General features: G+C 63.5%; 22 protein-coding genes and 5 pseudogenes. 10 read left to right on the top strand and 17 right to left on the bottom strand.

What is annotated here, in order from left to right; all coding sequences use genetic code 11:
- Window positions 1–24 precede the first annotated feature (24 nt).
- On the bottom strand, window positions 25–669 hold the full coding sequence (locus tag ABIF91_RS31530) for a trimeric intracellular cation channel family protein (protein WP_424579580.1): 645 nt from the start codon (window positions 667–669) through the stop codon (window positions 25–27).
- 167 nt (window positions 670–836) lie between these two features.
- Here ABIF91_RS31530 and ABIF91_RS31525 point away from each other — a divergent pair, with 167 nt between their 5' ends.
- Window positions 837–1,262, top strand: coding sequence for a hypothetical protein (locus ABIF91_RS31525; protein ID WP_028178600.1), 426 nt, complete (start codon window positions 837–839; stop codon window positions 1,260–1,262).
- A gap of 58 nt (window positions 1,263–1,320) precedes the next feature.
- On the opposite strand, the gene ABIF91_RS31520 is transcribed toward ABIF91_RS31525, so the two are convergent.
- Genes ABIF91_RS31520 through ABIF91_RS31510 form a run of 3 tightly spaced genes read right to left on the bottom strand, consistent with a single transcriptional unit; the run spans window position 1,321 to window position 2,865 of the window.
- Window positions 1,321–2,130 carry an isocitrate lyase/PEP mutase family protein gene (locus ABIF91_RS31520; RefSeq protein ID WP_028178599.1) on the bottom strand — a complete coding sequence of 270 codons (810 nt, stop codon included), beginning with the start codon at window positions 2,128–2,130 and terminating at the stop codon, window positions 1,321–1,323.
- Between the two features lie 51 nt (window positions 2,131–2,181).
- Complete coding sequence (locus tag ABIF91_RS31515; protein WP_028178598.1) at window positions 2,182–2,532, bottom strand: antibiotic biosynthesis monooxygenase family protein; 351 nt, start codon at window positions 2,530–2,532, stop codon at window positions 2,182–2,184.
- Window positions 2,533–2,556: 24 nt separating this feature from the next.
- The gene (locus ABIF91_RS31510; RefSeq protein WP_028178597.1) at window positions 2,557–2,865 is read right to left on the bottom strand and encodes an NIPSNAP family protein; all 309 of its coding nucleotides are present in this window, start codon (window positions 2,863–2,865) and stop codon (window positions 2,557–2,559) included.
- A gap of 71 nt (window positions 2,866–2,936) precedes the next feature.
- Between ABIF91_RS31510 and ABIF91_RS31505 the strand changes: the two genes are divergently transcribed.
- The 4 genes from ABIF91_RS31505 to ABIF91_RS31490 all read left to right on the top strand — a co-directional run bounded on the left by ABIF91_RS31505 (window position 2,937) and on the right by ABIF91_RS31490 (window position 6,326).
- The gene (locus ABIF91_RS31505; RefSeq protein ID WP_028178596.1) at window positions 2,937–3,635 is read left to right on the top strand and encodes a winged helix-turn-helix domain-containing protein; all 699 of its coding nucleotides are present in this window, start codon (window positions 2,937–2,939) and stop codon (window positions 3,633–3,635) included.
- Between the two features lie 194 nt (window positions 3,636–3,829).
- Window positions 3,830–4,840 carry an alpha/beta fold hydrolase gene (locus ABIF91_RS31500; protein ID WP_424579579.1) on the top strand — a complete coding sequence of 337 codons (1,011 nt, stop codon included), beginning with the start codon at window positions 3,830–3,832 and terminating at the stop codon, window positions 4,838–4,840.
- A 247-nt stretch (window positions 4,841–5,087) separates the two neighbouring features.
- Window positions 5,088–6,030 (top strand): IS630 family transposase gene (locus ABIF91_RS31495; RefSeq protein WP_424579183.1). Its coding sequence is split into 2 segments (ribosomal slippage): window positions 5,088–5,423 and window positions 5,425–6,030, totalling 942 coding nucleotides; the frame shifts between segments, so codons are not numbered across the junction.
- A 44-nt stretch (window positions 6,031–6,074) separates the two neighbouring features.
- The gene (locus ABIF91_RS31490; protein WP_028182358.1) at window positions 6,075–6,326 is read left to right on the top strand and encodes a GCG_CRPN prefix-to-repeats domain-containing protein; all 252 of its coding nucleotides are present in this window, start codon (window positions 6,075–6,077) and stop codon (window positions 6,324–6,326) included.
- 164 nt (window positions 6,327–6,490) lie between these two features.
- On the opposite strand, the gene ABIF91_RS31485 is transcribed toward ABIF91_RS31490, so the two are convergent.
- A complete protein-coding gene (locus ABIF91_RS31485) occupies window positions 6,491–6,775 on the bottom strand; it encodes a twin-arginine translocation signal domain-containing protein (protein WP_028182359.1) in 285 nt (94 codons plus the stop codon).
- A 112-nt stretch (window positions 6,776–6,887) separates the two neighbouring features.
- Entirely contained in the window at window positions 6,888–7,202 is a 315-nt protein-coding gene (locus ABIF91_RS31480; RefSeq protein WP_028182360.1) for a hypothetical protein, read from the bottom strand.
- A 129-nt stretch (window positions 7,203–7,331) separates the two neighbouring features.
- Between ABIF91_RS31480 and ABIF91_RS31475 the strand changes: the two genes are divergently transcribed.
- Window positions 7,332–7,985, top strand: coding sequence for a glutathione S-transferase family protein (locus tag ABIF91_RS31475; RefSeq protein ID WP_028182361.1), 654 nt, complete (start codon window positions 7,332–7,334; stop codon window positions 7,983–7,985).
- A gap of 95 nt (window positions 7,986–8,080) precedes the next feature.
- The gene (locus tag ABIF91_RS31470) at window positions 8,081–8,233 is read left to right on the top strand and encodes a hypothetical protein (protein WP_162832042.1); all 153 of its coding nucleotides are present in this window, start codon (window positions 8,081–8,083) and stop codon (window positions 8,231–8,233) included.
- Between the two features lie 83 nt (window positions 8,234–8,316).
- Here the strand turns inward: ABIF91_RS31470 and istB are convergent, their stop codons facing one another.
- The gene (gene istB / locus ABIF91_RS31465; RefSeq protein WP_424578711.1) at window positions 8,317–9,084 is read right to left on the bottom strand and encodes an IS21-like element IS1631 family helper ATPase IstB; all 768 of its coding nucleotides are present in this window, start codon (window positions 9,082–9,084) and stop codon (window positions 8,317–8,319) included.
- 4 nt (window positions 9,085–9,088) lie between these two features.
- Window positions 9,089–9,862 (bottom strand): annotated as a pseudogene (istA, locus tag ABIF91_RS31460) (IS21-like element IS1631 family transposase); the annotation flags it as partial.
- A 61-nt stretch (window positions 9,863–9,923) separates the two neighbouring features.
- On the opposite strand from istA (ABIF91_RS31460), the gene ABIF91_RS31455 reads away from it, so the two are divergent.
- Complete coding sequence (locus ABIF91_RS31455) at window positions 9,924–11,150, top strand: IS256 family transposase (RefSeq protein ID WP_038960272.1); 1,227 nt, start codon at window positions 9,924–9,926, stop codon at window positions 11,148–11,150.
- 73 nt (window positions 11,151–11,223) lie between these two features.
- Here ABIF91_RS31455 and istA (ABIF91_RS31450) read toward each other — a convergent pair.
- The 5 genes and pseudogenes from istA (ABIF91_RS31450) to ABIF91_RS31430 form a co-directional block, all read right to left on the bottom strand.
- Window positions 11,224–12,215, bottom strand: a pseudogene (istA, locus tag ABIF91_RS31450) (IS21-like element IS1631 family transposase); the annotation flags it as partial.
- Window positions 12,216–12,342: 127 nt separating this feature from the next.
- Window positions 12,343–12,693: a hypothetical protein gene (locus ABIF91_RS31445; protein ID WP_284277787.1), complete on the bottom strand. Its 351-nt coding sequence runs from the start codon at window positions 12,691–12,693 to the stop codon at window positions 12,343–12,345.
- Between the two features lie 55 nt (window positions 12,694–12,748).
- Window positions 12,749–13,210: a Fic family protein gene (locus tag ABIF91_RS31440; protein ID WP_424579831.1), complete on the bottom strand. Its 462-nt coding sequence runs from the start codon at window positions 13,208–13,210 to the stop codon at window positions 12,749–12,751.
- Window positions 13,211–13,300: 90 nt separating this feature from the next.
- Entirely contained in the window at window positions 13,301–13,477 is a 177-nt protein-coding gene (locus tag ABIF91_RS31435; RefSeq protein WP_424579578.1) for a hypothetical protein, read from the bottom strand.
- A gap of 64 nt (window positions 13,478–13,541) precedes the next feature.
- Window positions 13,542–15,074, bottom strand: a complete 1,533-nt coding sequence (locus ABIF91_RS31430; RefSeq protein WP_028182322.1) for an acyl-CoA carboxylase subunit beta — start codon at window positions 15,072–15,074, stop codon at window positions 13,542–13,544.
- Between the two features lie 148 nt (window positions 15,075–15,222).
- Between ABIF91_RS31430 and ABIF91_RS31425 the strand changes: the two are divergent.
- Window positions 15,223–15,486, top strand: a pseudogene (locus ABIF91_RS31425) (DUF4260 family protein); the annotation flags it as partial.
- On the opposite strand, the gene ABIF91_RS31420 reads toward ABIF91_RS31425, so the two are convergent.
- Window positions 15,485–16,549 (bottom strand): IS630-like element ISRj1 family transposase, encoded by a 1,065-nt coding sequence (locus tag ABIF91_RS31420; protein ID WP_026192128.1) that lies wholly within the window; start codon window positions 16,547–16,549, stop codon window positions 15,485–15,487. The pseudogene ABIF91_RS31425 and the gene ABIF91_RS31420 overlap by 2 nt on opposite strands.
- Before the next feature lie 42 nt (window positions 16,550–16,591).
- Here ABIF91_RS31420 and ABIF91_RS31415 point away from each other — a divergent pair.
- A pseudogene (locus ABIF91_RS31415) lies at window positions 16,592–16,747 on the top strand (DUF4260 family protein); the annotation flags it as partial.
- A 74-nt stretch (window positions 16,748–16,821) separates the two neighbouring features.
- On the opposite strand, the pseudogene ABIF91_RS31410 reads toward ABIF91_RS31415, so the two are convergent.
- The 3 genes and pseudogenes from ABIF91_RS31410 to ABIF91_RS31400 form a co-directional block, all read right to left on the bottom strand.
- Window positions 16,822–17,232 (bottom strand): annotated as a pseudogene (locus ABIF91_RS31410) (penicillin-binding transpeptidase domain-containing protein); the annotation flags it as partial.
- Window positions 17,233–17,306: 74 nt separating this feature from the next.
- Window positions 17,307–17,570, bottom strand: coding sequence for an EscU/YscU/HrcU family type III secretion system export apparatus switch protein (locus tag ABIF91_RS31405; protein WP_028182260.1), 264 nt, complete (start codon window positions 17,568–17,570; stop codon window positions 17,307–17,309).
- On the bottom strand, window positions 17,567–19,138 hold the full coding sequence (locus tag ABIF91_RS31400) for a flagellar hook-length control protein FliK (protein WP_028182261.1): 1,572 nt from the start codon (window positions 19,136–19,138) through the stop codon (window positions 17,567–17,569). Before ABIF91_RS31400 ends, ABIF91_RS31405 begins: the two co-directional genes overlap by 4 nt.
- Between the last annotated feature and the right edge of the window lie 53 nt (window positions 19,139–19,191).

Here is a 19,191-nt window from a genome sequence, read left to right as displayed (position 1 = left end):
TCATCAGAATGAGGCGACGTGACTCTACCTCTCCTCATCCCCGGTGAACACGAATTTCGGCATCTCCCATCTGTAGTGGACCGCGAGCAGGCGGAAGCTGAGGCCGAGTACGAAGGTCAAAATCATCCAGAGCTCGGCATTGAGATTGAAGCCGAACGCCGTGGCGTAGAACAAGCCAGTCACGACCGAGACGCTGGCATAGAGCTCGGATCGAAACAGCAGCGGTACGTCGTTGCAGAGCACATCGCGCAACACACCGCCGGCGCAGCCCGTCACCATGCCGGAGACGATCATGATCGGGAGCGAGGCGTCCATCTGCCAGGCGACGTTGCAGCCGATCATGGTGAAGACGACGAGGCCGATCGCATCGAGCACGATGAAGGCGAGGTGCAGCCGGTGCACGAGACGCGCGATCAGGATCGTCAGCAGCGCCGCCCCACCCGGCAGTGCAAGGTAGATCGGGTGGGCCACCCACACCAGCGGGTAGTGACCGAGGAACAGGTCGCGCAGCGTGCCGCCGCCAAGCGCGGTGACGCAGGCGAGAAGACAAACGCCGACATAATCCATGCTGCGCCGCCCCGCGGCCAGTGCTGCCGTCATGCCCTCTGCCGTCAAGGCGACGAGGGCCAGAAAGTGCAGCACGCTATCGGTCGGCGGCAGACTCCACATCGGTTTCGTTCCCTCGTCGCAGCCATGGAACTCGCGTCCAGTTCCCGAGCGAACAGGTTCCCGATTCCCGACACGAGGGCAACATGCGACGAAAGCATGGGGTGGCGCGGAACGGAATCTCGCACCTGAGGGTTGTCCCGACGTCATAACCCGAGGAGATCCAATCGATGGCTGACGACCGTTTTCCCAACGATCCGTATCGCCCGAACCTCGCCGAAGATGAGTTTTCTCGCGCGGCGCGCCGGGATGCCGACCTTCAGGCCGATCCCGAGCTCGGGGAAGGCCCTGCCTCCAGCGGCAAGATCGCGCTGTTTGCGGTAGCGATCGCCCTGGTGCTGGGCGCCGTGTTCTACGGCTTGAACAATACCACCACGACCAACGAGGCCAGCAACACGCCGGCCTCGCAGACCGCGCAGACGCAGCCGACCAATCCGGCGGCGCCTCCTGGCGTGCGCGACGTGACGCCGCGCAACAACACCGAGCCGGGCGTGACCACGGGTGCGGCGCCGAGCAGGCCTGCTGCCCCGGCTCCCGATACGCCTGCTGCAAAGCCGGCGCCGGGTTCGCAGACGCCGTCTGACGGCGCGAAGTAACAGTTAGCAATGAGACGTGAGAGCGGCGGGATGCAACATCCCGCCGCTTTTCGTTGGCCTAGCTGAATATCTTGTTGAGCTCGCCGCCGGGATAGCCGCCGGCAAGCTCTGTGAACGTTCCCTTCTCCGCCATCTCCTTTGCAGCGCGCATGAAGCCGCCCCAGGCGGCGCGGGCGAGCGAGCCACCCACACTGATGCGGCGCACGCCGAGATCTTCTGCCTCCTGCAACGACAGGCCCGACGCGCCGATCAGGAGATTGAACGGCTTCGGATGTACCGCCTTCACCACGGCGGCGATGTCCTCGCGGCTCTTCAGGCCCGGCGCGTAGAGACAGTCGGCGCCGGCATCGGCATAGGCGGTGAGCCGATCGATGACGAGCTTGAGGTCGGTGACGCCCCACAAGTAAGCCTCGCAGCGGCCGACCAGCAGCGTGCCGCTGTCGCCGATCGCCTTGCGCGAGGCCTTGATGCGCTCGACCGCAAGCGCGCGGTCGTAGAGCGGCTTGTCCTTGTCGCCCGTGGAATCCTCGATCGAGAGGCCCGCGACGCCGGTACGCACACAGCGCTCGACATTGTCGGCGACCCTGTCCGGCTCGACGGCAAAGCCGCCCTCGAAATCGGCGTTGACGGGGATATCGACGGCCGAGCTCAATGCTGCCAGATGCTGACAGACGTCCTCGACGCTGACGTGGTTGTCGGCCTTGCCGATGGTCCAGGCAAAGCCTGCGCTCGATGACGCGATCGCCTTGAAGCCGAGATGCTGCAAGGCTTTCGCGCCGCCGACATCGACCGGATTGGGCAGGATGAAGCAGCCGCTCTCGTGCATCTTCCTGAACGTCGCGCGCTTGTCCGCGGTCGTCACGTGCATGTTTCTCTCCCTAGTTGGCCGCGCAGAGATAGGCGCGCCCTTTCAAGTGCGCTAGTGCCCGTCGTGTACGGCGCGACTGTCCTTCGGAGCCTGCTCGCGGTCGGTCATGCTGTAATCCCGGATCACGCTGGCGATGCGCAGATGATAGTCCGCGAAGATCTTTGCGCGGCCTTTCGCCTGCGTGCGGCGATGCTCCATCGTGTTGCGCCAGGCCTGCACGGCAGCCTCATCCCGCCAGAACGACACCGACAGGATCTTGCCCTTCTCGGTCAGGCTCTCGAAGCGCTCGACCGAGATGAAGCCGTCGATGGTTTGCAGCAACGGCTTCAGGTCGGCCGCGAGATCGAAATAGTCCTGGCGGTGTTCCGGCTTGGGCCAGACCTCGAAGATCACGGCAATCATGAGCATCTCCTGCTGTTGGTTGGCCTACAATATCACCTTGCGCAGGAAGGTGCGCTCTTCGGCGAGGATGAATTTCTCGGACTCGGCAAAATTGAAGTTCGCCATGCCGTCGAGATCGGCCCGCAGCCGTTTGCGATAGGCCTCGTAGGCGGCCAGGCTCTCGAACGAGATCAGGGCGGACGCGATGTTGTTGGTGCCCTCATGCGGCATGAAATAGCCGATCAGGTCGCCGCCACATCTCGGGATGATGGTGAGCCAGCGCTTCGAATATTCCTCGAACTGCGCGCGCTTGAAGGGATCGAGCTGGTAACGGATGAAAACGGTGACGGACATGACGGGTTCCTGTGCTTGAAGCAACACGCTACGCCCTTGCCCGGCCACAATGCTTCGGCTACCATCGAAGCATGAAAGCAGGTCCTGATATCGCCATGGTCGCCTCCCTCGTCGGCGACCCCGCGCGCGCCAACATGCTCACGGCGCTGATGAACGGCCGCGCGCTCACCGCGAGCGAGCTGGCGCAGGAGGCCGCCATCACACCGCAGACCGCAAGCTCGCATCTTTCGAAGCTCGAGGCCGGCGGCCTGATCGAGCCAGAGAAGCAGGGCCGCCACCGCTATTACCGCCTCACCGATGACGACGTCGCCGGCGTACTCGAGGGACTTGCGGGCCTTGCCGCGCGGACCGGCCACATGCGCGTGCGCACCGGTCCGAAGGATCCGGCGCTGCGACGGGCGCGGATCTGTTACGATCATCTCGCCGGCGATCTAGGCGTGCAGATGCTCGACACCATGCGCGAGCGAAACCTCGTCAGGCAAAAGAAGCAGGACATCGAGCTGACGGCCGAGGGCGAGCGCTTCCTCGTCAAGCATTTGCAGATCTCGCCGGACATGCTGGCCCATCCGCGCCGCCCGGTGTGCAAGGCCTGCCTCGACTGGAGCGAGCGGCGGCATCATCTCGCCGGCACGCTGGGCGCCGCCTTGATGCAGCGCTTCGCCGAACTGAAATGGGCCTCGCGCGATGCCACGCCCGGCAGCCGCGTGGTGAATTTCACCCGCACAGGCGAGAAGCAGTTCGCCACGCTGTTCGGCAGCGGGCAGGACTGATCACGCGGGGCGCGTGGGCTCGCACGTTTGCGTGTGAATGCGGGCTCTCGTCGTGGGCGGGCTTGACCCGGCCGTTGACGTCTTTATGCGCATTGTCATTCCGGGATGGTCCGAAGGACCAGACCCGGAATCTCGAGATTCCGGGTTCGCGCTGCGCGCGCCCCGGAATGACTGCTCCAATTGCGAGACCCTCCATGAACCGCCTCCTCCCGGCCGCGCTCGCCGCCTCCCTTCTCGTCTCTCCGTTCACCTTCGCCATCGCCGCCGACAGCCCGCCCCGTGAGCCCTATGGCATCGCGCTCGAAGGCTTTGCCTATCCCTACCCCGTGCACCTCCTGCCGGTCGTCAACGATGGCGAGCAGCTCAGCATGGCCTACATGGACGTGTCGCCCGCGCAGCCGAACGGCCGCACCGTGGTGCTGCTGCACGGGCGCAATTTCCCGTCGAGCTATTGGGCGCCGGTGATCAAGATGCTGAGCGAGGCCGGCTTCCGCGTCGTGGTGCCGGACCAGATTGGTTTCGTCAAATCCTCCAAGCCGCAGGGCGAACTGCATTTCGACACGCTGGCGCGCAACACCATTGCGCTGCTCGATCATCTCAAGATCGACAAGGCCGAGATCGTCGCCCACTCGCTCGGCGGCATGCTCGGTGTGCGCATCGCCCGCGCCTATCCCGACCGCGTCGCCCATCTGGTGCTGACCGCGCCGATCGGGCTGGAGGATTACCGCCTCTACGTGCCGCCGACGCCGACCGAGAAGATAATCGAGACCGAGGACAAGCTCACCGCCGAGGGCTATCGCAAGCAGCTCCAGACCAATTACGCGATCAAGCTGCCGGCCGAGGCGATCGCGCCGTTCATCGATGCCCGCTTCAACATCAAGGGCAGCCCCGACTATCCGCGCTGGCTGCGCGCTTTCGTCAGCTCCGGCCAGATGATCTATCGAGAGCCGATGGCGCACGAGATTCCGCAGATCGCGCTGCCGACGTTGTTCATCATGGGGGCCGACGACCACAACGCGCCGGGCCGGCCACTCGCGCCCGAGGCGCTGCGGGCCAAGATGGGGCAGAACGCCGAACTGGCGAAGGCGCTGGCGGCGAAGATGCCGAATGCGCAGGCCGAAGTGATTCCGAACACCGGGCATCTCGTCTTCCTGGAGGCGCCGGAGAAGTACAAGGAGCTGGTGCTTGGTTTTCTCGGTCGCTAGCGACACTGGCGTGTCGTCTGAGGCAAGATGCGCGGACCGTTCATGCCGCATTCAGGTCATGATTGGCAGGTTTGGATCGCGACGTGTCGGCACGCCCCAGATTTAACGTGTCGAATCGTGTCTCTTGATTCATTGTGCGCCGCAAGCGCCGTTCCCCTAGAGCGTGATGTTTTTGACTGGAATCGGGGTTCCCAGAGCGGGCGATTTCTGATTCAAGCTCCATGCTGGAGTGCGGAGGCCAGCATGGATGACGCGCCCCTATTCGGAAGACATCCGTGAACGCGCCTTGGCTCGCGCTGACGCGGGCGAGACGGTTCGTTCGATCGCAGAGGCGCTACAGATCAGCCCCTCGTGCGTGACGAAGTGGAAGAACCTAAGGCGTGATACCGGAGGCCTGGCGCCCGGCCAGATCGGCGGCCACAAGAAGCGGGTTCTGTCGGATGCCAACGCCGACTGGCTGCGCAAACGCATTCGCTCGGGGCCATTCACCTTGCGCAAGCTGACGCAGGAGCTGGCTGCACGGGGGATCAAGACAGACGTGCGGGCGGTGTGGACTTTTGTTCACGCCGAGGGGCTCAGCTTCAAAAAAAACGCTTCTACCAGCCGAGCAGGATCGCCCAGACGTCGCCCGTAAGCGGACCCGATGGAAAGCGCATCAAGGCAGGATTGACGTCACGCGGTTGGTTTTCATCGACGAGACGTGGATCAAGACCAATATGGCGCCGCTACGCGGCTGGGGGCCTTGTGGGCAGCGCCTCCAAGCATCTGCACCTTTCGGCCATTGGAAGACCATGACCTTCATCGCGGCGCTGCGTCATGATCGGATCAGTGCGCCTTGGGTGATTGATGGTCCCATCAATGGTGAACTCTTCACGCTGTACGTCGAGAAGGTGTTGGCACCCACCCTCGCACCGGGCGAGATCGTCGTTCTCGACAATCTTGGCAGCCACAAGGGCAAAGCGGCTCGCCAAGCTATCCGCGCCAGAGGAGCCCACCTTATCTTCTTGCCGCCCTACAGCCCTGACCTCAACCCGATCGAGCAGGTCTTCGCCAAACTCAAACACCTCATGCGATCCGCAGAACCTCGTGACGTGGAGGCAACCTGGCGGAAGGTTGGTGAACTCCTCGATCTCTTCTCCCAGGAGGAGTGCACCAACTACTTCAAAAACTCAGGCTATGGTTCCGTGTAAATACATCATGCTCTAGCCTGCCTAAGGACGAGAAGGAAGACCACATGAAATACCTGTTTGCCGCCGTCATGCTCGCCAGCGCGGTCGTCGGTTTCAGCGAGGCGGCCAGCGCCGCCGGAGGTTGCGGCCCGGGTTGGTATCGCGGCCCCTATGGCGGCTGCCGTCCGATGCGCGGCCCGGTCGTCGTTCGCCCCGCTCCGGTGGTGGTCGCCCCGGCGCCGGTCGTCGTTGTGCCTCGCGCGCGTGTGTGCCCCTACGGCTTCCGCTGGTACGCCGGCCGCTGCCGCCCGTTCTGATCTCGTCCATTTGCGTTACTGAATGGCCGCGCGGCGGAAGCCTGCGCGGCCATTTTATTCGGGGTTACCGCCAACGATCCATCCGCCGTGGAACTGAAGCGCCTCCAGAATCGAAACGGGGACCGCCTGTGGCGATCCCCGTCCAATCCGCAAACTTCGCGAGCTTACCAGTGATGGCGGCGGTGCCAGCGTCGGCGATGCCGGCGCCAATGACGGCGGTGCCAGCCCCAGTGGCGGTGATGGCCGTAGTGAACCTGCTCTGGCGCCAGCTTCGCGGCTTCCTCGCTGGTGGTGACCGCGGGATGAGCGTCGGAATTGCCCTGCGGCATACGGGCGGGATCACCGACCGGCTGCGGTGACAGCGGCGCGGCCTGCGCGGCCGTTGCGGCGAAGGCCGCGGCGCCCGCTGTCACCCCCAATGCAAGTTTCAAAAAGTTCCGGCGCTCCATCATTTCTTCCTTTGGTCATCGTGACTGTGATGCAGAGGAAGTGTCGCGTTCACGACATGAACCGAAGCTGAATCGCGCGTTCAGATTTATTGAGCCGCGGAATGTCTCCCGCTTACTTCGCAAACTCCTGCGCCAGCACCAGCGTTTCGCGCGTGCGCTTCACGTCGGGCCAGTCGCGGTTGAAGTCGGCGACGAGCCTTTGTAGCGCGTCACCTTTCAGCATCGCATTCAGCTTTGCCTCGTCATCGAACTGATACATCGCCTGGTGCATCGAGGGATCATCCAGGCTCCAGAACCGCCAGGCCTTGCTCACGCCGAACGCCTTCACCGCATCGGGCAGATGTTCCGTCTCGTACCATCGGTCGAAGGCGGCGCGCTTATTGGGATCGGTGACAATGGCCCGGACGACGAAGAAGGCTGCTGGCATCGGATTTCCTCCTGTTGTTTGAACCGAGACTAGCCGGTTAAGCCGCCGGCGACAAAAAGAGTTGGTCCGGTGTCGGAATGGACGCCCTTCGTTCGTCCTTTGCCTCGAACCAGGACACGGAGACAGCAAATGGCCGACCTCACCCTGACCACCTTCGATTGGGTTCCCGCAGCGCCGCGAGGCTTCGTGCGCGACTTCCGCGTGCGCTGGACGCTGGAAGAAGCCGGCTTGCCCTATCGCGTCGCCAGCGTGCCGTTCGACGATCGCGGGCCTGCGCACTTCGCGCACCAGCCGTTCGGCCAGGTGCCGTGGCTGACCGACGGCGACCTCTCGATCTTCGAGACCGGCGCGATCCTGCTGCACCTCGGCGGGCTCAGCGAGAAGCTGATGCCATCCGATCCGCGAGGCCGCAGCGAGACGACGAAATGGGTGTTCGCGGCGCTCAATTCGGTGGAGATGGCCAGCCTGCCCTGGGGCATGTCGAAGTTCATGGGCCATCCGACCGACACGCAGGCGTGGAAATTCGTCGACGACTTCCTCAAGCTCCGGCTCAAGCATCTCGAGCCGGTGCTGGCGAGCCGCGAATGGCTGGCCGGCTCCTTCTCCGTCGCCGACATCCTGATGGCGGACGTGCTGCGCGTCGTCGATGGTTTCGACGGGCTGACGGACAGTCCTGCCTGCCGCGCCTACGTCGCGCGCGCCACCGGACGTCCGGCGTTCGCCAAGGCCCACGCCGACCAGATGGCGCATTTCGCCGCGGCGGATGCGACGCACGAGGCGTGATGTGGCTCACACATTCAATCCAGCTCCTGGCCTATAGAGTCGCCATCGCCGAATGAAGCAATTCGCCTGAGTTTATTTCCGCTAAGAGGTGACCCATGGCTCGCATCGAATATCTCAAGCAACAGATCGCCCGCGCCGAGCGGCTGGCAAGAGCGATCCTTGACCAGCAGACGGCCGCGCGGCTTCAAGCCTTCGCCGCAGAATGCCGCACGGAATTGTCGGAGCTGACGCTCAAGACGGCCGCGTGAGGCGTGGTCCCCGCGGGTCACTTCAAATTCCTCCGGGTGTGGTCAGTCAAATTCCTCCACCCGCGAGGCAGGACAAGGGACTGTTAGTTTGAGTTTGTTTCCCGGGCAAGAGCTTCAGCGGCTTCTTTGAGCCGATAGCTGCGTCCGTCGAACTCAAGCAGATGGCAATGATGCATAAGGCGATCGAGGATCGTCGTGCTCATAGTGTTGTCCCCAAGGTATGCCCCCCAATCCTGCACGACGCGATTGGAGGTGACGATGACGCTGCGGCGCAGTTTGTAACGCTGATGGATCAGGGTCTGCAGCAAAGTGCCGGCGGCGTCGGGGATGGCGCGTGCGAGGAATAGATCGTCCAGCACGAGGAGATCGCAGTCGATGATGGTTCGCAGCCGGACCTCGCGTTGTGCCGGAGAGTTCAGGGCGTAGCGGTGGAAGAAGTCGTCGGTCTCAAGATACTGGACCTTGTGGCTTTGCAGGATCGCCTGATAGGCAATCGCCTTGGCGATGTGCGACTTCCCGGTGCCAGGTTTGCCAACAAGCAGAGCGTTCTCGCCAGCGGCAATGAACGCCAGGGTGTGGAGCTGGAAGCAGGTCTGACGTGGCAGTTTGGGATTGAAGGACCAGTCGAACTCGGCGAGCGTCAGCTTTTCGTCGAGCCCGGATTGCTGGTATCGCCGCTCGATAAGACGGGACTGACGACGGTCCAGTTCATCCTGCAGGATAAGGGAGAAGGTCTCGAGGAAGGGCTGGTTGGCGCCCTGCGCCTGGAGCACGCGCGTCTGCAGCGTGTCGCGGACACCCGACAGGCGCAGCTGTCGTAGGCAACGCTCAATTTCCGGCATGGTCATCATGTGGCTAGGTCTCCAGTTTAAGGTGAGAAGGTGCAGCGGGAGCGCTCGTGGCGCCGGAGTTGGCCGGGGTTGCGCAGGCGACACGAGCGCGGATTGCCGTGGCGTGATCGTCGTGAGCCTCGGCCTGCCGACCATTGTCGTCGGCGTCGCGCCGCACAGCGCGGCTGAAGAGGTCGCCGTATTCCGCGGGGGTACGGATCAGCGGATGATCCTGGGTGAGCGGCGATGCCGGCTGTGGCGTCACTCCAACCTGCTCGATCGCCTGTTCGAACAACCGCTCGACGGTCGCACGCACGTGCTTGTAGCGGTAGATGCGGTTGTCGATGGCGTGCGCGCAGGCCTGCTCGACCAGCCGCGCCGGATACTTCCGGCCCAGCCCGACAATGCCCCACATCGCGCGCTGTCCGGGGCGCCCTTCGGTGTCGAACACCTGCTGGCACAAGGCCCTGGTCTGCGGTCCGATGCGCTCGGCGCTCGCCAGCAGCACGGCGGTTTGCCGCGACGGGTTGAACGGCCGTTCGCTGGTCGGCAGGACGACAGAACCGGGGTGCGCCATCCGGGAATGAACACGCAGCAGCGCACGGGTGTGGCGATCACGGATCTCGATCGTGGTGGTGTAGATGCGCACGACGACCTGGCTGCCGATCGGCGCGGGCCGCGCGGCGTAATAGCTGTTGTCGACGCGTACGGTGGTGTCGTCGCAGACAGTCCGGACGACTTCGGTGAAGATGCGGAAGGGAGCGACAGGCAGCGGCCGCAGGTGCGGCTTCTCTTCCTGAGGGTGTCAGTAACTCGGTGTAAGATGGTTTCTGTGAGTTTACCTTTGACAGGAGACTCACATGGCTACGGATTTTTCACCTGAGATTTTGGACCAGCTTCTTGCCGGGGGCAGCCTCAAGCCAGAAGACTTAGCCGGCGAAGACGGGCTTTTCAGACGACTGAAGAAGGCGCTTCTGGAGCGCGCACTGGGTGCGGAGCTGACCCACCACCTTGGCTATGAGAAGGGCGACCCGGCGGGCCGCGGGTCGGGCAACAGCCGCAACGGCACAAGCAGCAAAGCGCTGTTGACGGACGACGGCGAGATCGAGATCGAGGTGCCGCGCGACCGCGCCGGCACGTTCGAACCGGTGATCGTCGCGAAGGGCCAGACCCGCTTCGACGGCTTCGACGAGAAGATCATCAGTCTCTACGGGCGGGGCATGACGGTACGGGAGATCCAGGGCCATCTGGCCGAGCTCTACGGCACCGAGGTGTCCCCCGATCTGATCAGCAAGGTCACCGACGCGATTCTCGACGAGGTCCGCGAATGGCAGAGCCGGCCGCTGGAAGCGATCTATCCGGTGGTCTTCTTCGACGCGCTCAGGGTCAAGATTCGCGATGAGGGGATGGTCAAGAACAAGGCAGTCTACGTCGTGCTGGGCATCACTGCATCGGGCGAGAAAGACGTGCTCGGGCTTTGGATCGAGCAAACCGAAGGCGCCAAATTCTGGCTCAAGGTCATGAACGATCTGAGGAACCGCGGCGTCGCCGACATCCTGATCGCCGTCGTCGACGGTCTGAAGGGCTTTCCCGAGGCGATCAACAGCGTCTTTCCCAAGGCGATGGTCCAGACCTGCATCGTGCATTTGATCCGCAACAGCCTATCCTTCGTGTCCTGGAAGGATCGCAAGGCGATCCTTCCCTCGATCAAGGCGATCTATCATGCCGAGAATGCCGACGCCGCTCTGCTCAGGCTCGAGGACTTCGAAGCCGAGTGGGGCAAGCGCTATCCCGCGATCGGGGCGGCCTGGCGCCGGGCGTGGGAGCATGTCATTCCGTTCTTCGCCTTCGCGCCGGAGATACGCAAAATGATCTATACCACCAACGCGGTCGAGGCGCTGAACCGTTCGCTGCGCAAGATCATCAAAACACGCGGCAGCTTCCCCAACGACGAGGCGGCGATGAAGCTGCTTTACCTCGCCATCAGAAATGCCGGCATCCATTGGCGACGACCGGTTGCATGGACGGCCGCAATGGGCCAGTTTGCCATCCAGTTCGGCGAGCGCTTTGCAGGCTCAGCGGACTGACCCCATGGGGTCAGTCCGCTGACCCCGCAAACCCCTCACAGAGACGCTCTTACACAAAACTTCTGACACTCCCCTCTTCCTGGAACATCGCCTCGACCTGACGGCGCGTGCTGCCGTGGATGCGTTTGGAAGCCCAGTTCTCCTCCCAGTGCCTCAAGAACTCGTTTTGCGCCTCCAGCGTCTCGAAGCGCCGTCCGGCCAGCGCAGTGCCCTGGGTATGTTGAATCGCATTCTCGACGCATCCTTTCCGATTTGGATCGGCCACGCGCGCGGGATCGGCGACCACGGCGTAATGAGCCAGCATCGCGCTGTAAATCGGGTTGAGCTGGGGCTCGTACAAATCCGGCTTGAGGACGCCTTCCTTCAGGTTGTCGAGCACGACATAGCTGGGGACCCCGCCAAAATACCGGAACGCCTCTTCGTGGAGCTGCGCCCAGACTTGTTGGCTGGACTTCCAGACTACCCGCCGGAAGCTGCGCCGCGAGTAGCGTAGCGTCATCACGAACAGGCGGGGACGACGGTACCGCCCGCTCTTCGGATCAACCGTCGGCGCGCCCTCGCCATAGTCGACCTGAGCTTCCTCGCCGGGGAGGAACTCAAGACGATCAAACTGCTCAGGATCAGCGTGCCGCAACCGGCGCACAAACCGCTTGACACTCTGGTAGCTGGACGGAAAGCCAAATTGATCAACCAGGTCCTGGTAAATCGCCTGCGCGTTCCGCTTCAGCCGGACCTGTTCTTCGATCCACGTCCGATGCGCTTCGCAAGCCGAACGGGCCAGGCTGCTGGTGACCGTCGCTTCCGATGTCCCAAAAGCCGGTGGTCGGGTGGAGGAATTTGGCCGTCCGCGCTCACCGAGCCGGTGGTCACTTCCCCGGGGGAATTTGCCTCCGCACCGGCCCGCAGCGCCTGATAACGCCGGATCGTCTTGCGATCGACACCCGTCAGCCGGTGAATCTCGCGCTGGCTGGTGTTGCGATCAAGTAATGTAAGTACGGTGCTTTGCAGATGTCGCTTCAAGACGTTCAACTCCCCGGCCCCTTGCTGGCTAAAGGGGTCGAACATAAACGTCCTGCCTGACCGGCTACTGCTGTTCAGCGGCGCTGACGGCGATCATCAGGTGGGGGAGTTTCAAGTGACCATACCCGGGGGATTTTGACCGACCCACGGGGGCGTGGTGGCGCCGGAGGCGTCACACCAGCTTCAACGGAGCATCGGCGACCAGGCGAAGGTCGATGCGTCCGATCAGTGCCGCACGCCGCGCCTCCGCAGCAGCACGAATCGCGTCATCCGTCTGCCGCAGCGTGCTGACATTCGAACCGAGCGAAACGATCCCGCCGAGCACCAGCGCGATCGAGCCGAGCGCCGCGGTCTGACCCGTGCCAATTAGGCCGAGGATCGTAACCAACAGCAGCGCGGCACCAGCGCCGATGGCGATCTTGGACGCCAGGATGTACTTCCGGCAGCGCTCTGCGACCTCGGCCAACGCCTCGATCCGGTCTTCGATATCGGAGATTTCGTCGGTCGGATCGTCTTCGGTCATAGGGCTTCGGATCTGGGAGCTTGCTTACGAATGAGGCCAGCGCCAAGGATTGTTCTTAGCTGGGTAGTTTCCCGCCAACCGATCTATAGAATTCCGCGAGCTGGTTCGCCAACATTGAGGCTAGCAAATCTTCCATTTTCGAGACATCGATCCGGCCACCATCGCGAAAAGCTAAATCGGCCGCATCCAGGGCATCAAAATAGGGCCGCCGGTTGTCGACGATTTGATCTGGAATCGTCGGGGTGCCCGGCAAAAGAGTGCCAGCCCGAATTGAGAGCACAACATACGAGACAATTCGGGAAGTGCGCCCATTCCCATCCGCGAACGGATGAATCCAATTTAGCCGCCACATGACATAAGCAGCTAGATGAATCGGCGTGCTGAGTTCCCAGCGATCATTGACGTAGTCGCACATATCCTCAATGAGTTCTGGGACCAGATGTGCGCCGACAGGCTCATGCTTGCTTCCCTCGATGGCAACGCCACCAGGGCGATAGTTGCCGGCGTAAGAGCTGATGCCCGCTAAGGCTTCCCGTTGCAGACTGAGGATCTGTAATCAACTCAGGTTCGAGCGCCCGGCTATCACGCCGTTCGCGCTCGTCGCTTGTCACTTCTTTTCCTTGGCCAATTTCTCGGCCTCACGATCCACCATTTCTCGCGTTATGAGCGCATTTTCGAAATGGGTATTGCCATATACGAAGCTGCGCCGCTGCTCCTCCAGGTGTTCCGGGGATGGATTCGCGGTTTTTGCAGCCTCGATGAGTTTCTTGAGAGCGTCGGTCATGCCGTCAATATAGTCGAATCGGCTCGACCGTACCACGCCATTTTTCCAGCGGGCCGACTCCCCCTCATAGCGGCAAATTGTCGTGCTTCTTCGCCGGCATTTCCGTCTTCTTGTCCTTCAGCATCGCCAGCGCCCGCGCGATCCGCTTTCGCGTCGAGTGCGGCATGATGACGTCGTCGATGTAGCCGCGCTCGGCGGCGATGAAGGGCGACAGGAAGCGGTCTTCGTATTCCTTCGTTCGGGCCGCGATCTTGTCGGGATCGCCGATGTCCGAGCGGAAGATGATCTCGACCGCGCCCTTGGCGCCCATCACCGCAATCTGGGCGGTCGGCCAGGCGTAGTTCATGTCGGCGCCGATCTCCTTGGAGGCCATGACGTCGAAGGCGCCGCCATAGGCCTTGCGGGTGATGATGGTGACGAGCGGCACGGTGCACTGCGAGTACGCAAACAGCAGCTTCGCACCATGCTTGATCAGGCCGCCATATTCCTGCGCGGTGCCGGGCAAAAAGCCCGGCACGTCGACGAAGGTGACGATCGGGATGTTGAAGGCGTCGCAGAAGCGGACGAAACGCGCGGCTTTCCGCGAGGCGTCGCTGTCGAGCACGCCCGCCAGCACCATCGGCTGGTTGGCGACGAAGCCGACGGTGCGGCCCGCAATGCGGCCGAAGCCGGTGACGATGTTCTTGGCGAAGGCTTCCGCGATCTCGAAGAAGTCGCCCTCGTCGACGACCTTCAGGATCAGCTCCTTCATGTCGTAGGGCTTGTTCGGATTGTCGGGGATCAGCGTGTCCAGGGACATGTCGACACGGCCGATGTCGTCGAAGCTCGGCCATTCCGGCACGCCGTCGGTGTTGTTGGACGGCAGGAAGTCGATCAGGCGCCGCATCTGCAAGAGCGTCTCGACGTCGTTTTCGAAGGCGCCGTCGGCGATCGAGGAGCGCGTGGCGTGCACCGAGGCGCCGCCAAGCTCTTCGGCGGTGACGACCTCGTTGGTCACGGTCTTCACCACGTCGGGGCCGGTGACGAACATGTAGCTAGTGTTCTTCACCATGAAGATGAAGTCGGTCATCGCCGGCGAATAGACGTCGCCGCCGGCGCAGGGCCCCATGATGACGGAGATCTGCGGGATCACGCCCGAGGCCAGCACGTTGCGTCGGAAGACGTAGGAGTACCCGGCGAGCGCGGCGACGCCCTCCTGGATGCGGGCGCCGCCGGCGTCATAGAGGCCGATGATGGGCGCCCTCGCCTTCATCGCCATGTCCTGGAGTTTTGTAATTTTCAGCGCGTGGGTCTCGGACAGCGAGCCGCCGAACACGGTGAAATCCTTGGCGAAGACGAAGGTCTTGCGGCCGTTGACGGTGCCCCAGCCGGTGACGACGCCGTCGCCGGGCACCTTGGTCTTCTCCATCCCGAATTCGGTGGAGCGGTGCTCGACGAACATGTCGAACTCCTCGAACGACCCCTTGTCGAGCAGCAGTTCGATGCGCTCGCGCGCCGTCAGCTTGCCGCGGGCGTGCTGCGCCTCGATGCGCTTTTCCCCGCCGCCGAGTTTTGCGGCGGCGCGACGGTCTTCGAGGGCGTCCAGGATGTGTTTCATTTGCTCCCGCCAGTTCTTAAGCCTTAAGTGACGCCGGGGGTTCTAACACGGCATTTTGCGGGCCGGGAAGCGGCTTTCGGCGTCGCAGGGCTGCCCTGCCGCAGCGTGAAAGCGCAAGGAATTACAGAGCTTTGCCTAGGAGACGAAGATGACCGAAGGAACGGCCGAGACGGGCGCGGCGACGGGCGGTGTCAACATCCTGCTGCGGCTGGAGGGCCTGACCCTGTTCGCAGGGATGGTGACGCTCTACTGGGCCTGGGAAGGCTCCTGGTTGGTCTTCGCCGTGCTCTTCTTCGCCCCGGATTTGAGCTTTCTGGGCTATCTTGCCGACGCCAAATTCGGCGCGATGGTCTACAACGCCGCCCACAGCTACATGGCGCCGGTGGCGCTGCTGACGCTAGTACCCGGAATCAGAGCTGAGTGATACGGCGGCCTTTGAAACGGCGTTGACGGACCTTTTTCTTGGTCCAGACGAAGGGCTCGGCTCTGTCGTTGTATGCGTTGACGTAGGCATCGATGTGTTCCTGAAGCTGCTTGAGGCTCGTGAAGGAGGTGCCGCTGAGCGACTGCCCCTGCAAGATGGAAAACCATACTTCGACCTGATTGAGCCATGACGCACTTGTCGGCGTGAAATGAAATTGCACGTTGGGGTGGGCCTTGAGCCAGTCCTCGTTCTTTTTATGGGTGTTGAGGTTGTCGAGGATGACGTGAAGCTTGCGGTTCGGAAAAGCCGCGGTGACGCTGTTCATGAAATCGAGAAACTCGACGCGGCGCCGGCGTTTTGAATGGGTCGCGATGATCTTTCCGGTGGCGACTTCGAGCGCCGCAAACAATGTTGTGGTGCCATGCCGCTTGTAATCGTGGCTTTGGCCGGTCAAGGCGCGGCCATTGGGCAACTTCAGATAACCCTGCGCTCGCTCCAAAGCCTGGATCGAGGGCTTCTCGTCCACGCACAGCACAATGGCCTTCGCCGGCGGCGCGACATAGAGGCCGACAACATCGGCGGCTTTGGCCGTAAAGTTCGGGTCGTTGCTCTCGCACCAGGACTTGCGAGCCACCAGGTCAATCTTGTGGCTGCGCAGGAACCGCCAGACATATTGGACATCGACATCGCCCAGCGCCTCGGCCAGCAGGGGGCCGGTCCAGCGCGCAAACCCTTGCGGTGGCGGCTTATCCAGCAGCTTCAGAATCCGCTTGTCGGTCGTCTTCGTATAGATCGGCTGCTTGCCAGGCCGCGGCTTGTCTTGCAGCCCTTCAAGGCCATGGTCGGCATAGCGATGCCGCCAAAGGCTGACAATCCGCGGCTGGACCCCAACTTCCTTGGCGATCGACCGGGTGCTGCGCCCATCCGCCGCCAACAGAACTATCCGCGCCCGCTTCAAATCGCGCTGCAACGTCACCGGTGAGCGACAGCACGCCTCAAGCACCTTGCGATCTTTCCTCGAAAGGTGGACTTCTCTTGCTTCGGGTATCATCCCGACCTTGAATCACGACTCACGTTCCAAGAAAAGTGGGTACTAGGCTTCGGCCTCGCCTCGCCCCTCACTTTGTCCATCGCCTTGATCTGGCTTGCCCATATCGGCATCGACCGGGCGCTCGGCTACGGCCTGAAATATTCCGCCGGGTTCTCCTTTACCCATCTCGGCCGGATCGGGCGGCAGAAGGCCGCCTGATCGGCGCGCGACCTCGCAAAACCCGGTGTTCCGGCCCGATTGACCGGGCAGCCGATCAGGCTTGCTTCGCGCTGGCCAATGCGCCGTGCAATCTCCTGAAAGACCGGCACCGCGCTCACCGCGATGGCGCTGCGCAGCGTGTGATCCTTGTTCCAGGCCTCGATCGGGCGCTTGACGCCGTCCCAGGAAAACACGTCCTTGTCGGGGTCCGCGACCACGCCGGTCTCCAGCGCAATCAGCGCGTTCGGAATCTTGAAGGTCGAGGCCGGCAGCTTGCCCTCGCCCGAGCGCTCCTTGTCGCTGGCGACGATCAGATAGTCCTCGACCTTGTAGCCGACGAAGGTGCCGGATGTGCCGAGATCGGTGAAGCGTTTTGCAAGACTCTCACGAATTTCATTGCGCGGCGGCGCGACGTGGGCGCGCGCGCGGGATGGCAGCACCGCGGCTGCGGCGAGAAGACCGAGGGTGGAACGACGGGTCAGCAAAAGCGATATCCGTGAACTGTGAGACGCCGCGCGACCATGCAGCCGCTACGTGGTGAAACGATGACAGGCTATTCTTACCGCCCCCGGCCCGACAGCCGCAGCACGAACACCAGCACCTCGGCGACGGCCTTGTAGAGATCCGGCGGGATCTCGTCGCCGAGCTCGACCTTGGACAGCGCGCCCGCCAGAATCTCGTTCTCCTCGATCGGGATGTCGTGAGCCTTGGCGATCTCGACGATCTTTTCGCCGATCGTGCCCCTGCCCTTGGCGACGACGACAGGCGCGTTGGTGCCCTTCTCGTAGTGGAGCGCGATCGCAAGCTTGGATGGATCGCTCATGTCGCGCGATCCAGGAAGTGCCCGGCGCGGGCCGGCGCCGGCTGCGGCGGCGTGCCGTCGCGGACCACGATGTCGCCGGGCTTGAGCTCGGCCCTCGTCAATGCCTGGCTGAGCTCACCGACGCCGGCACGGAGCTGCTGCGCCGTCGCCGGCCGCTCCGCCCACATCCGCACGAAGGTCTTGTCGCCGTTCAGCGTGATCAACGCATGCACGGGTCCGGCCGGCTCCACATTGAGGGAGAAGCGCGCGCGCCAGGTGCGCTGGGCAGGATCGCCGGACTCGTTGCCGCCATCGCGCGAGATCTCGAACTGCGCCATCGCCGTGCCCTGCGGGGTCGCGAACGGAATCTCGAAATTCCACTGCGGCACGGCCGGATCGATGCGGTGCCCGCTGGCATCGATGCGATCGGGGAGCGAAGCAATTTGCAGCAGCGTCTGCCGCGCGAGCGCCGCATCGGTGTCGTCGAGCAGGCGATGCACGGTGGCAGCGAGCGGCGTAGCCGGCGCGAGCGATGGCGCGGCGATGGACTGCGGCGCCGGCAGCGCACCGCGGAATGGCGGGGGCGTCGCGCGTGCGGCAGCCTCGAAGACGTGACCATCCGGTACGGCCTTGTTGGACCCCGGCACGTTGCCGGTCAGGCGCGGCAGGTTTTGCGTAACCTCTTGCAGCAGGCTTGCGGCAAGACCAGCCGACATGGTCCGCGACGTCGCCGCCTGCGAAGCCCCGCCGGCGATGTCGGCGAGCACGGCAGCGGCGGGATTGGCGCTGCGCGGCATTTGCGGCTGTTGCGCGAGTTCGGCTGATGGCGATCCCGCCTGCGCCGCCCCACCTGCTGCCGGAGCCGGCGAGGCGCCTTGCGTCGGTGGCACGGCCCTCTCAATCGTGGCCAGTGCCTGGCGCAGCACCAGCAGCGCCGCCTTCAGATCGGGCATTGTGCCTGACGACGGCGTCGCGCCTGCGGCGAGCGAAGCCTCGAGGAACAGCCCCGACTTCTGAAATGCGGATTCGATATCGCCGCCGGCAAGCCCGGTATCGAGCGGCGTCTGCTGAGCCAGCACGGCCAGCACCGCCTGCTTCAAGCCCGCAGGCAGATCGCTGCCGGTGACGACGGCGGCCAGATTGGCAAACAGCGGCGCCTGGCTGCCCTGCCTGGTGACGGCATCGGCCGAAGCCACCGTGACGGCGACTTGCTCCGGAGGTGTCAGCGTGTTGCGCGCGGCGCCCATCGACGGCGCAAGCGGCGGGCTCTCCACCAGCGAGGCCGCACGCGGCGTCAGCGTGACCACGTCGGCGGCCGCCTCGCCTGTCCCGCCCACGACGGCAAGATGAACGGTGCCGTCGTTCCGCGACACCGCCAGCTGGAGATTTTGCCCGGGCGACAGGGGGACTTCCGACATCACGTCGAGCGATAGATTTGCGATCGCGATCCGCACCAGATTGTCGGCGAGGACGCTGACGACCCTGGCATCGACGACGCTGCCGGCTTGAAGCACAAGACCGGGCGTCGCCGCATCAGCCGAGGGGCTGGCGGCGCTGACGGGAGCAATGGAAGTGACCGGCGTCGGCATCTCAGCGGCCTCAGGGAGCGCCGGCTACCGTAACGCTGCGTCGTAAACCTCTC

Source organism: Bradyrhizobium sp. USDA 241 (genome assembly GCF_049739505.1).
Classification (GTDB): domain Bacteria; phylum Pseudomonadota; class Alphaproteobacteria; order Rhizobiales; family Xanthobacteraceae; genus Bradyrhizobium; species Bradyrhizobium liaoningense.
Note: the sequence above shows the minus strand (reverse complement) of the source record. Positions and strands in the feature narration are given on the sequence as shown.